6 protein-coding genes are annotated in these 13,229 nt (G+C 44.3%); 5 read left to right on the top strand and 1 reads right to left on the bottom strand.

All coding sequences use genetic code 11. The features are described from left to right. The first annotated feature begins 38 nt into the window (after positions 1 to 38). A complete protein-coding gene (locus BT112_RS06145) occupies positions 39 to 1,181 on the top strand; it encodes an acyl-CoA dehydrogenase (protein ID WP_072316480.1) in 1,143 nt (380 codons plus the stop codon). Between the two features lie 80 nt (positions 1,182 to 1,261). Here the strand turns inward: BT112_RS06145 and BT112_RS06140 are convergent, their stop codons facing one another. Further along, a complete protein-coding gene (locus tag BT112_RS06140; protein WP_072316479.1) occupies positions 1,262 to 1,558 on the bottom strand; it encodes a hypothetical protein in 297 nt (98 codons plus the stop codon). 646 nt (positions 1,559 to 2,204) lie between these two features. Between BT112_RS06140 and BT112_RS06135 the strand changes: the two genes are divergently transcribed. The 4 genes from BT112_RS06135 (at position 2,205) to gltB (ending at position 13,202) form a co-directional block, all read left to right on the top strand. Then, on the top strand, positions 2,205 to 3,365 hold the full coding sequence (locus tag BT112_RS06135) for an efflux RND transporter periplasmic adaptor subunit (RefSeq protein ID WP_072316478.1): 1,161 nt from the start codon (positions 2,205 to 2,207) through the stop codon (positions 3,363 to 3,365). A 108-nt stretch (positions 3,366 to 3,473) separates the two neighbouring features. Continuing rightward, positions 3,474 to 6,650 carry an efflux RND transporter permease subunit gene (locus BT112_RS06130; RefSeq protein ID WP_072316477.1) on the top strand — a complete coding sequence of 1,059 codons (3,177 nt, stop codon included), beginning with the start codon at positions 3,474 to 3,476 and terminating at the stop codon, positions 6,648 to 6,650. 73 nt (positions 6,651 to 6,723) lie between these two features. Continuing rightward, on the top strand, positions 6,724 to 8,202 hold the full coding sequence (locus BT112_RS06125) for an efflux transporter outer membrane subunit (protein WP_072316476.1): 1,479 nt from the start codon (positions 6,724 to 6,726) through the stop codon (positions 8,200 to 8,202). Positions 8,203 to 8,669: 467 nt separating this feature from the next. Beyond that, entirely contained in the window at positions 8,670 to 13,202 is a 4,533-nt protein-coding gene (gene gltB / locus BT112_RS06120; protein ID WP_072316475.1) for a glutamate synthase large subunit, read from the top strand. The last annotated feature ends 27 nt before the right edge of the window (positions 13,203 to 13,229 follow it).

The following is a 13,229-nucleotide window of genomic DNA, read 5'->3' as shown; positions in this document are numbered from 1 at the left end:
AATTTGTAAGGTTTGAAACAAAAAAGCAGTATATAAAAATGGATTTTACACTTACCGAAGAACAGGTTATGATCCGCGATGCAGCAAGAGATTTTGCTCGGAATGAGCTGCTGCCCGGTGTTATCGAAAGGGATGAAAAACAAATTTTTCCCGCGGAGCAAATTCGTAAAATGGGAGAACTGGGATTTTTGGGGATGATGGTTTCTCCGGAATATGGCGGTAGTGGCCTGGATACGATATCTTATGCATTGGCTATGGAAGAGATCTCTAAGATCGATGCATCTGCTTCGGTAGTGATGAGTGTGAACAATTCTCTGGTGTGTTGGGGATTGGAGCACTACGGTACCGAAGAACAAAAGCAGAAATATTTATCCCGTTTGGCTTCAGGCGAGGTCATAGGTGCTTTTTGTCTATCCGAACCCGAAGCAGGAAGTGATGCCACGTCCCAGAAAACTACAGCTATAGATAAAGGCGATCATTATATCCTTAACGGAACCAAAAACTGGATTACCAACGGGGGGACCGCAGACATTTATCTTGTGATCGCACAGACGGATACGGATAAAAAACATCGCGGTATCAACGCTCTTATCGTTGAAAAGGGTATGGACGGATTTGAGATCGGGCCGAAAGAACAGAAGCTTGGGATTCGCGGTAGCGATACACATTCCCTTATTTTTAACGATGTGAAAATCCCGAAGGAAAACAGGATAGGAGAAGATGGTTTCGGGTTTAAATTTGCGATGAAAACCCTGGCCGGAGGTCGTATAGGTATTGCCAGTCAGGCGCTTGGTATTGCTTCCGGGGCTTATGAACTGGCCAGGAAATATTCGAAAGAACGAAAGTCTTTCGGAACGGAAATCTGCAACCACCAGGCCATAGCGTTTAAACTGGCAGATATGCATACCCAAATCGAAGCCGCCCGTTACCTCGTGCTCAAAGCTGCGTGGGATAAGGATCAGGGGAAGAATTATGATATGTCCGGTGCCATGGCTAAATTATATGCTTCACAGGTGGCTATGGATACGACTATAGAGGCAGTGCAGATCCATGGAGGTAATGGTTATGTAAAAGAATATCATGTAGAGCGGTTGATGCGTGATGCCAAGATCACCCAGATTTATGAAGGGACCTCTGAAATTCAGAAAATTGTGATTTCGAGGGGACTTCTCCAGGATTAATGTTGGGAACATATAAAAAAACAGGTCGTTCGGAAGAACGACCTGTTTTTTACTGACTTACTCTAATACTGGGATACTTCTTATTTTTGTATCCACTCACCGTTTTCGTTGGCATAAAGTACTCCGGATTGTTCACCCATGGAAATCTCCAGTTTGTACTCTTTTGCTTCGTTCTTATATGCCTTATCTATAGAAGCTCCGGCATAATCTCTTTCTAAAGCCTCGGTAATAGCAGAGGGAACCTCATCAGCGGATATTTCAGTAAATTCTTCCTGGTTAACTGCAATGACAACATTTTCATTAGAATCTATGATTGTTGCTGCCTGGGTTGCAAATCCTCCAAAAACCAATGCTGCGGCTAAAACTAACTTTTTCATGACTATTAAGATTTATAGGTTAAACTTTGTTTGTGATTATTACATTGAAAATTTAATGCCATGACCGGAAGTCAGAGGTGTTTGTTTTTTAATTCATTGATATTCATTGTTTTAATTATTTTTGGGCTTATGCTGAGTATCCGGAAGTGTGTAGTTTTATGTGTATTTATTGTGAATTCGTGTAAAAAATATACAGTATTTTGTTGATTTTTAAATTTTCAAGCAGATGTGTTGTCAATTTTTCCGTAGCTACCTCCTGCCTTTTGTTTCGTTGTAATTATAAACGATGTTCACGTGCTGAAAAGAAAAAATTGTTTTTATCTTTATAACAGGAAAATGATGAGGCCTTGCCGAAGTGTTTTTATACCGGAGCAGGCAAATATATTCTGTCTGTTACGGTGTTGAATGTGGTTTCCCTTAATGAGGAATAAGTGCTCCAGGACTTGAAAATGTGTAAAAATTACCCATGTATTTCCGATCGTTTCCCAGTATTTATACACCGTATAAAATTTTCCTATGAATAGGATTTTTCGTAAATTGTTGTTTTTCAGTATATTTTATTAATATGTTAAAGGGTAGGTGTGGTATGGCACTTATCTTGTGTTTTAGATGAGCCTGAAATAGCCTTATACTCATATACATTAAAATGAAAAAGAATACTAACACCTTATTGGTAAACACCGGATTTTCTGCATTTGTAATGCTTCTGCTCACGCTTTTCGTTACAGGGTGCAAAGAAAAGGAAAAGGAAGACGAAGGAATCCCGCTTCCCGTAATTACACTGGAAGAAGAATCGGCTTCGGCAAAAACACATTATCTCGGATCTGTGGAGGGGGTGGAGGATGTAGATATCCGTCCTCAGGTCGATGGGATCCTGGAAGAGATCTATGTGGATGAGGGGGACTTCGTAGAAAAGGGGCAACCCATGTTCAAGATAAATCAGCAGCCCTATCTTGAAGATTTAAAAAATGCACAGGCTAATGTGCAACTGGAGAAAGCGAAACTCAGAAAAGCCAAGACAGAGCTCGATCGTCTGCAACCTCTCATTGATAATGAGGTGATCTCTGATGTACAGCAAAAAACAGCCCAGGCAGATTACGAGGTGGCCAAGTCCTCACTGGATCGTGCGGAAGCCATGGCGGCAAACATGCGTATTAAAATGGAGTTTACTACGATCAAGGCGCCGGTAAGCGGGTTCGTAGGACGATTTCCCAAATCTGTGGGTAATGTGGTGAAACAGACCGATAGTGAGCCATTAACCGTACTTTCCAATGTTAATGATGTATATGTGTACTTTTCCATGAGTGAATCCGATTACCTTTATTACGAAAGGATGAAAAAGGATTCCACTTCCCGCCGCATGAGTTCGGATGTAAAACTTGTGCTTGCAGACGGATCGATATACGACAGAGCCGGAGTTATAGATGCCACTTCAGGACAGATTAACCGCTCTACAGGCTCGATAACACTTCGTGCAAAATTCCAGAATCCCGATACGTTGTTGAGATCCGGGAATACCGGTAAGATATTAATGGAGCAGATTTATCCTAAGGCAGTGCTTATCCCTCAGGGGGCAGCTACATCGGTTCAGGATAAGAAATTTGTATATACCCTCAGGCAGGACAATACCGTCGAACGAAAAGAGATTGAGATCGAAGGCAGGTCCGGTAAAGAGTATATCATCAAGCGCGGAAGCCTTGTTCCGGGAGATCGTCTGGTAATTTCCGGTCTGGATAAGCTCACCGAAGGGGTCAAGGTGAAACCCATTCAGCAGGGAAGGTTGTTGTCCAGGAATGATCTGGAATAATTCCCGCATTTTTTCTTCTGTGCATCCCGTAATCTGTGCTTTCCTGATATCCTGTAACAAACAGGCCGGAAAACCATAATCTTAAAATAACAAACCCACAAGGTAATAATGATTAAAAAGATTCTTAAAAGGCCAGTACTGGCCATGGTGATATCCATACTCCTTGTACTGGCCGGGGCCGCGAGTATCTTAAAACTTCCCGTTGAACGTTTTCCGGAGATCGCTCCGCCGAGTGTGAGTGTGCAGGTGTATTATCCGGGTGCTAACGCCGAAACTGTGGCCAAATCCGTATTGGTGCCGCTGGAAGAGGCGATCAACGGGGCGGAAAATATGAGTTATATCAACTCCACCGCTACCAGCTCCGGTAGAGGGCGTTCTACCGTATATTTCGAGCCGGGAACAGACCCGAACACGGCAGCCGTAGAAGTCCAGAACCGTATTTCACAGGTTATGGAACAGATTCCTCCGGAGGTAGTGGAAGCAGGTATTGTAGTGCTCAAAAGGTTGAAGGGGACATTGATGACCATCAATATATACAGTGAGGACGGTACGTATGATGAGACTTTCCTGAATGCCTATACCCGTATGAAGATCCGGCGGGAGCTCAAAAGAGTAAGCGGTATCGCAGAGGCCTCCATATTACGTTCCCGGGATTATGCCATGAGGATATGGATCAATCCGGAAAAACTCGCTGTGTACGGGCTCACTCCCCGTGATGTCTACAACCAGGTAAGAGATCAGAGTTTTGAAGGAGCGCCGGGGAAGTTCGGAGAAAATTCCGATGAGGTATTTGAGATCGTATTAAAACACGACGGACGTTTTAGTGAGCCGGAGCAATATGAAAACCTGGTTATAAAAACAGAAAAGGACGGAACGCAGTTGCATCTTAAAGATGTGGCGCGACTGGAATTCGGAGCAACAAACTATGCCAGTGACAATAAACTGAACGGCAAATCGGCCGTGACTATCGATATCGTACAGCAACAGGGAGCAAATGCCGTGGAGATCGACGAAGGTGTACGTGCAGTTCTGGAAAAACAGGCGCAGGCCTTTCCCGAAGGTATGGATTACAGTATTTCTTATAGTGTCCGGGATCAGATCGACGAATCCATGCATCACGTGAAAAAAACCTTGGTGGAAGCCTTTATCCTGGTGTTTCTCGTAGTGTTTATCTTTTTGCAGGATTTTCGGGCCACCATTATTACGGCTATCTCAATTCCGGTCTCACTGGTTGGTACCTTTTTCTTCCTGCAGTTTATCGGGGCTACCATGAATGTCTTGAGTATGCTCTCTATAGTACTGGCTATCGGTATTGTGGTGGATGATGCCATTGTGGTCATCGAGGCCATTTACGAAAAAATGGAAGATCACGGTATGGGGGTTAAGCAGGCTGTAAATGCTGCTATGGATGAAATTACCGGAGCCATTATTTCCATTACTATTGTGATCGCTGCAGTATTCCTGCCCGTAGGGTTTCTCGAAGGACCGGTAGGGGTATTCTACAAGGAATTTGCCTATACCATTATTTTTGCGGTACTCATATCTGCGATAAACGCACTTACCCTCGTACCTGTACTAAGTGCACTGATCCTGAAAAACGGAGAAAAGGAAGAAAAGAATACAGGGAAGTCCACACTGATGCAACGTATCAGTAATTCCAGGAAATTACAAAAAGCCAAAAAAGTAAGAGATAAGGGGTTGAAGAAATTCGATTCGCTTTTCGATAAATTTACGGCCAAGTACCTGAGTATAGTCAAATGGTCCTTGGTACATAAATGGTGGACTATGGGAGCATTGCTCGTGGTAGCTTTGCTGACTGTCTTCCTGTCTGGCCGTACGCCCAAGGGATTTGTGCCTACGGAAGACGATAACTTCCTGATCTTTGCCCTTACCATGCCCGAGGGTTCTTCCCTGCACCGCACCAGTGAAGTGCTCAAAGAGATGGATTCCATATTACAGCAGGAAGAAGCCGTAGCCAGTGTTAACACGGTTTCCGGATACAATATCGTAGACGGGTCCGAAAGCTCCTCCACAGGTTTGGGATATGTGATGCTCAAGGATATTGCAGATCGTGGTAAAATAAGTGATATAGAAGAAGTAATACGGAGCCTTACCGAAAAAATGGGAGTGGTTAGCGAGGCTAAGGTAAATATGTATCCGAGGCCTACCGTTCAGGGATTTGGTGATTTCGACGGGGTGCAGATCGTACTCCAGGATATGAGCGACGGTGATATGGGAGAATTCGGCCTGCTGATCAATGAATTTATCCGTGAACTTACAGACCGTAAGGAGATTGAGAAGGCGTTTACCTCTTTTAACACCAATTTCCCCCAGTTGCGTATTGAAATTGATTATGATAAAGCCAAAGCGTTGGGAGTGAGTGTAAAAGAGATGATGTTTACCCTGCAATCGAACTTCGGACGTACAAGGGTAGGGGATTTCAACCGTTTTACCCGTCAGTATATGGTGTATATGCAATCTGATGTGCAATACAGAGAGACTCCGGAAGCCATCAATTCTATTATGGTTAAAAACGATAAAGGTGAGATGGTGCCCTTAAGTGCTTTCGTACGATTGGAACAGACATTCGGACCGGAAACCGTGTTCCGGTATAACCTCTATAACGCTGCGCGGATCAACATCTCTCCTGCCAAAGGATACAGTACCGGGGATGTGATGGGTGCCATAGAAGAATTGAGTGAGGAAAAACTGCCTGCTAACCTTGGTTTCGAGTGGACGGGGATGAGCCTGGAGGAACGAAAGTCCGGATCCGATACTATTCTGGTATTTATAGTGAGTATTGTATTGATTTACTTTATCCTGTCTGCGCAGTACGAAAGTTTCTGGTTGCCTATGGCGGTGATCCTTTCCCTTCCCGCAGGTATTCTCGGGGTATTTGCAGCCATTAATCTGGCAGGGGTTGATAATAATATTTATGTACAGATCGGTGTGATCATGCTTATCGGGTTGCTTGCCAAAAACGCTATTCTTATTGTGGAATTTGTCGCCCAGAAAAGAAGGGCCGGATTGCAGGTGAGCGATGCGGTCATAGAGGCCTGTGCCCTGCGTATACGCCCGATTATGATGACCTCTTTTGCCTTTACGGCCGGATTAGTGCCACTGATGTTTTCGGTAGGTTCATCCGCACAGGGTACAAGGTCCGTAAGTATAGGTACTGCAGGAGGGATGATATTCGGTATTTTCCTCGGTATCATTTTCATTCCAGTACTCGCTTATATCTTCCAGCAGCTGCAGGACAGGTTTAAGATGGAGATTAAGGATTAAGGATGACGAATAATATAAGCCCGTAGTGTAGTAGTTCCTGAAAAACTAATTGACGATAAAAACAATAAAATACATGTTTTCGAAAAATATAAAAAGATTAGGTGTTGTTGTTTTCCTCCTGGCAGCTGTAACAGGATGTAAGGTAGGAGACCCGTATGAAAGGCCCGATTTTGATGTGCTCCCGGAAGAATATCACGGAAGTTTGAGCAGGTTGGATAGTATTGCCACCGATAGTCTGGATAGCATTCCTATGGCACGTATGAAATGGATAGAATTTTTCGGGGATTATGATCTGGTTTCTCTGATTGATACGGCACTGATTAATAACCTGGATATGCAAAGAGCAGTTCAGGTCCTCGAAATGAGCCGGCAGGATTTGTTACAGGCACGAGCCAATTTTTATCCTTCGCTGGGAGGTGGGCCCGGATATACCAGGGATTACCGGGGTTTTTATCACAATAACTACGGCTCTAACCGCGGGCGTAGAATTCACGGAGAAAATCCGCCGAGAAGCCTGTACACAGAGCGGCTGTCTTATAATATAGGGGTTAGTACCAGTTGGGAGATAGGGCTTTGGGGAAAGCTTCGATGGAAAAAAGATGCTGCCCGTGCGGCCTATATGCAAAATGAGGAATTCAAGAAGGCCGTACAAACTGCACTCGTTGCAGAAGTAGCTTCTACATATTACGAATTGCTTAGACTAAAATCGGAACTGGCCGTGGCCAAAAGAAACCTCAGTCTCAATGAGAATACATTAAAAATCGTAGAACTGCAATACGATGCCGGAGAGGCTACTTCACTGGCGGTACGTCAAACCAAATCCCAAAAGCTGAGATTTGAAGCCCTGATACCACAGATAGAAAGAGAATATGCACTTCAGGAAAACAGGTTGAATGCCCTGTTGGGAAGGGAGCCGCAACCCATTGAAATCCGGGGACATCTGGACAACGCTGCATTTAATGGAAATTACAATACGGGAGTGCCTATGGAGTTGTTGCAAAACCGACCCGATGTTGCGGCTTCGGAATACGAGCTGATAGCGAGTAACGCTGAGGTAGGGATAGCACAGGCTCTGAAATACCCGACCCTGACCATCGATGCCAGTATGGGGCTCGATTCCTATCAGTCTAATAGATTGTTTTCCACCCCGGCCGAATCCCTGTTTGCCTTGATTAACGGGGCTATTTTCCAGCCCATATTTCAACAGCGAAAACTGAAGACTAATTACAAGAAAGCCCTGGCAAGGCGGCAAATGGCTCAGCTCGATTTTAAAGAGAAGATCATTGATGCGGTAAGAGAAGTTTCCGATGCCATGATCACACTCGACAAACTCGAAGAAGAATATGTACTTACAAAAGAACGTTTGAATACGACCCAGAGAGGAGTTACGGATGCCGCACTTCTCTTCAGAAGTGGTTTTGCCAATTACCTGGAAGTTATCACCGCACAAAGTGATGCGCTGGATAGTGAACTCGGACTTATCGATATCAAAATGCAAATACTACTTGCCAATATCGAATTGTACCGGAGCCTGGGAGGAGGTTGGCAATAAGTCACAGAGAAGTAGTATTTTTATCATATATTGGTGAGATAATACGACTTTTGAGATTTAATAATAAAGAAGGATCCATTCAAGTGGATAGTGAATCCTATGGAGAAAAGCAGGTGATTAATCATCGCTTTTCTCCCTTTTTATTTTTAGTAACCTCGTTTTGTTGAGGGGTTGTTGTGTTTTTAGTGTGTTTTTTAGGGGATTTTATTTTTTATTTATAGGGGGTGTTGGGTTTTATTTTGTTTTAAGGAGTGGTAAGTGGTGTTTTTTTGAGGGGTGGTGTTTAAAATGGGGTCTGAAATAGCATATCTGTAATTTCTTCTGTTTACAGTAATGTTTTTAGATTATCGTCAATGATATTTTAAGAAACTCCAATTAATTTGTGTCAATTTTATATTCGTATGCATATATTTATGTATATGTGTTAATTTCGTTGATGATTTTGTAACACCAATCACTCAGAAGATATGAAACTTAAACAGCAAGGACTTTATTCCCCGGAGTTTGAACATGACAATTGTGGAGCAGGTTTTATTTGTAACCTCAAAGGGAAAAGGACCAATGATATTATTCATAAGGCCCTTGATATCCTGATCCGGCTGGAACACAGGGGAGCTGTTAGTGCGGATGGTAAAACAGGAGATGGTGCAGGTATATTGATCGAAATACCCCATGATTTTTTCAAGAAAGCGTGTAGTTTTGAAATTCCTGAATCCAAGGAGTATGCCGTAGGAATGCTCTTCTTACCCAAATCGCCTAACCAGGTCAAGGTATGTACCAGGATATTCGAAGATAATATAGCAAAGCAGGGGTTGAATATCATAGGCTGGAGAAAAGTTCCCGTCGATCACGGTTGTATAGGAACCATTGCCGCAGAGTCAGAACCTACCGTAATGCAGGTATTCGTAGGCAAAAACGGGCAGGAGCTTTCCGAGAGCGAATTCAATGCCAAGCTATATGCGGCCCGGAAGATTGCGGAACACCAGGTTCTTCAGTCCAATTTTTCCGAAGCCGATTATTTTTACTTCGCAAGCCTTTCGACAACAACTATTATATATAAAGGATTGTTAATGCCTCAGGATATTAACAGGTACTATAAAGATCTTAACGAGCCCGATGTAGTTACCAAGCTCGCTCTGGTACACCAAAGGTTCTCTACCAATACCTTCCCTACCTGGGATCTTGCCCAGCCTTTCCGTTATATGTGTCACAATGGTGAGATCAATACCCTCAAAGGAAATCTCAGCCGCATGAAGGCAAGGGAAGAGCTTTTTAAAAGCGAGATTTTCGGGGATGACCTGAAAAATATTCCTCCGATCGTCCTGGAAGGAAAATCCGATTCCGCATCTATGGATATGGTACTGGAACTACTGTTGCAAACCGGGAGATCATTGCCGGAAGCTATGATGATGATGGTGCCGGAAGCCTGGGAGAAACATCAGTCGATGGATGATACCAAAAAGGCGTTTTATGAATACAATGCCTGTATTATGGAGCCCTGGGACGGACCTGCTTCCATACCGTTTACCGACGGAAATTATATCGGTGCACTGCTCGATAGAAACGGACTGAGGCCTTCGCGATACACGGTGACCAAAGACGGTTATGTGGTGATGTCTTCCGAAACCGGGGTTATTGATATAAAACCGGAAAATGTAGAGTATCACGGCCGTCTGGAACCCGGACGTATGTTTCTGGTAGACATGAATGAAGGACGTATCATTGGAGATGAAGAGGTGAAAAAGGAAATCACGTCGCAGCGACCTTACCGTCAGTGGCTGAATGATAACCTGCTGCCGCTTGCGAGTATTCCTTATACCGGAAATAAAACCCCGGTCGAGAAAGAAGATATTCATACCCGGCAAAAACTTTTCGGGTATACGCTGGAAGATATCAAGACCATCATTACCCCGATGGCAACCGAAGGTAAAGAAGCTATCGGATCTATGGGGTTTGATACGCCCCTGGCCGTACTTTCCGAAAAACCACAACTGCTATACAACTACTTTAAGCAACTTTTTGCGCAGGTTACCAACCCACCGCTCGATGGAATACGGGAAGAGATCGTCACCGATATCAGTTTGTCTATAGGAGGTGACCGCAATATATTTGATGTGGTTCCGGAGCAGGCCAAAAAGCTTCGTATACAGAACCCGGTGATTTCCAACGAAGACCTCGACAAAATAAAATATATAGAACATCCGGATTTTAAAGCCAGTTCGATATCCGCACTATACGATGTAGAGAAAGGGCTGAACGGGTTGGAATCAAGATTAGAAGCCATCATTTCCGAAATAGATGTCGCTATTCGCGAAGGGGCAAATGTGATCATTCTTTCCGACAGGAATATAGAAAAAGGCTATGCGCCTATCCCGGCGATACTCGTCTGTTCTTTTGTACATCACTCCCTGAAAAAACTGGGAAAAAGGTCTTCCGTAGGAATTATCGTAGAATCTGCGGAACCGAGAGAACCACATCATTTTGCAATGCTTTTCGGTTACGGGGCCAGTGCCATTAACCCGTATATGGTCAATGAGATCATCGCAGAACTTGTGGCCAATGAGGATATCGTGGCCGAAAGTGCAGAGAAAGCGGTTAAGAACTTTAACAAAGCCATAGGTAAGGGAATAGTGAAGATCATGAACAAGATCGGAATTTCTACGCTGCACTCATACAGAGGATCACAGATATTCGAAGCCCTTGGGCTCAATAAGAAGTTTGTCGATAAATACTTCTGTAATACGGCAACACGGGTAGAAGGTATAGGTCTTTACGAAATAGAGAAAGAAATACGCAAGCGTTACGACAAAGCGTTTGAAAAAGAAAAAATAGCCGCTGATCTCAGCCTGGATATAGGAGGAGATTACCGATGGAGAAGGAACGGGGAGCGCCACATGTTCAATCCTGCTTCCGTTGCAAAACTTCAACAGGCGGTACGGAATAACAAATACGAAAGTTTTAAGGAATACTCGGATATTATCAATGAGCAGAGCGAGCGTCTGATGACACTTCGTGGAATGTTCAAGTTCAGAAACCTGAATCCTATTCCGCTGGAAGAGGTAGAACCCTGGACAGAAATTGTAAAAAGGTTTAAAACCGGAGCGATGTCTTTCGGATCTATCAGTCAGGAAGCTCACGAGAACCTTGCTGTTGCGATGAACCGTATAGGGGGGAAAAGTAACTCCGGAGAAGGAGGAGAAGATCCGCAAAGGTTTCATAAAGATATGAACGGAACCTGGAAGAACAGTGCGATAAAGCAGGTTGCTTCGGGAAGGTTCGGAGTGTCTATAAACTATTTATCCAATGCCAAGGAGATACAGATAAAAATGGCCCAGGGTGCAAAACCCGGAGAAGGAGGGCAATTACCGGGGCCAAAAGTATACCCTTGGGTAGCCAAAGTAAGGAACTCGACCCCGTATGTAGGTCTGATTTCCCCGCCCCCGCATCACGACATCTATTCTATCGAAGACCTGGCGCAACTTATTTACGATCTCAAGAATGCCAACCGGGAAGCCAGGGTGAATGTAAAACTGGTGTCGGAAGTAGGAGTCGGTACTATTGCTGCGGGTGTGGCCAAAGCCAAAGCCGATGTTATCCTTGTTTCGGGATATGACGGAGGTACGGGGGCTTCACCACTTACTTCATTAAGGCATGCGGGGCTTCCATGGGAACTTGGTATTGCTGAAGCACAACAAACTCTGGTACTCAACGATTTGAGAAACAGGATCGTTCTGGAGTGTGACGGACAATTGAAAACCGGTCGCGATGTGGCTATCGCCTGTTTACTGGGGGCCGAAGAATTTGGTTTTGCTACCGCACCGCTGGTTGCTTCCGGCTGTATTATGATGAGAGCCTGCCATCTGAACACCTGTCCGGTAGGTATTGCTACGCAGGACCCCGAATTGCGTAAAAACTTTAAAGGGACCCCGGAACACGTGATCAATTTTATGTATTTCGTGGCTCAGGAACTTCGCCAGATCATGGCGGATCTCGGTTTCCGAAGTATTAATGAAATGGTCGGTAAGAGCGAGAAACTCGATATGAATAGTGCTGTAGAGCATTACAAGGCACAGGGACTTGACTTCTCCAAAATATTGTACAAACCTCAGGTAGGAGATCATGTAGCATTATACAATACCAAAAAACAGGATCACGAACTGGAAAACGTACTGGATTTTGATATTCTGAGCAAAGCACACCCAGCGGTCTACAGAAAAGAAAAAATGGAGCAATGCTTCATTATAAATAATACGAACCGTACTACGGGAGCTATACTGAGTAATGAGATCTCCAAGATACACGGGGCCGAGGGATTGCCTGAAGACACTTTAACTTTGAAGTTTACCGGGTCGGCCGGACAGAGTTTCGGAGCATTCGCTACACATGGACTCACCATGGTAGTAAACGGTAATACCAACGACTATTTCGGGAAAGGACTTTCCGGAGGTAAACTGGTAGTTCGTGTGCCGGAGAAAGCGACATTCAAACCCGAAGAAAACATTATTATCGGTAATGTGGCCTTGTATGGAGCCATAACCGGGGAAGCTTATATCAATGGCATTGCGGGAGAACGTTTCTGCGTAAGGAACTCGGGAGCAAAAGCCGTAGTGGAAGGTATCGGAGATCACGGTTGCGAATACATGACCGGAGGAACAGCAGTTATTCTCGGAAAAATAGGCAGGAACTTCGCTGCCGGAATGAGTGGAGGTATAGCCTATATATACAATGGTTCCAACGATATAGAAGAGCACAGTTTCAACATGGAAATGGTCGGGCTGGAAGAGCCCTCTGCCGATGACCTGACCGAGGTAAGGCAATTAGTGGAAAACCATTATGCCTATACCGAAAGTCCTCTGGCAAAGAGACTTCTGGAAGACTGGCAGGCGCAACAGGGCAAGTTTATCAAAGTGATGCCTGTAGAATACAAGAAAGCGCTTGAAAGACTCGCCAGGGAAAAGGCATTGGACAGTGAAGCATTAATGGCCAATGTAAACGGCTGATCGAAGTTAAACAAGTAAGGGCAAAAA

The sequence above is a fragment of the Sinomicrobium oceani genome (assembly GCF_900119185.1).
Lineage (GTDB): Bacteria > Bacteroidota > Bacteroidia > Flavobacteriales > Flavobacteriaceae > Sinomicrobium > Sinomicrobium oceani.
The sequence above is the reverse complement of the archived record's forward strand: the minus strand, read 5'-3'. Positions and strand labels throughout refer to the sequence as shown.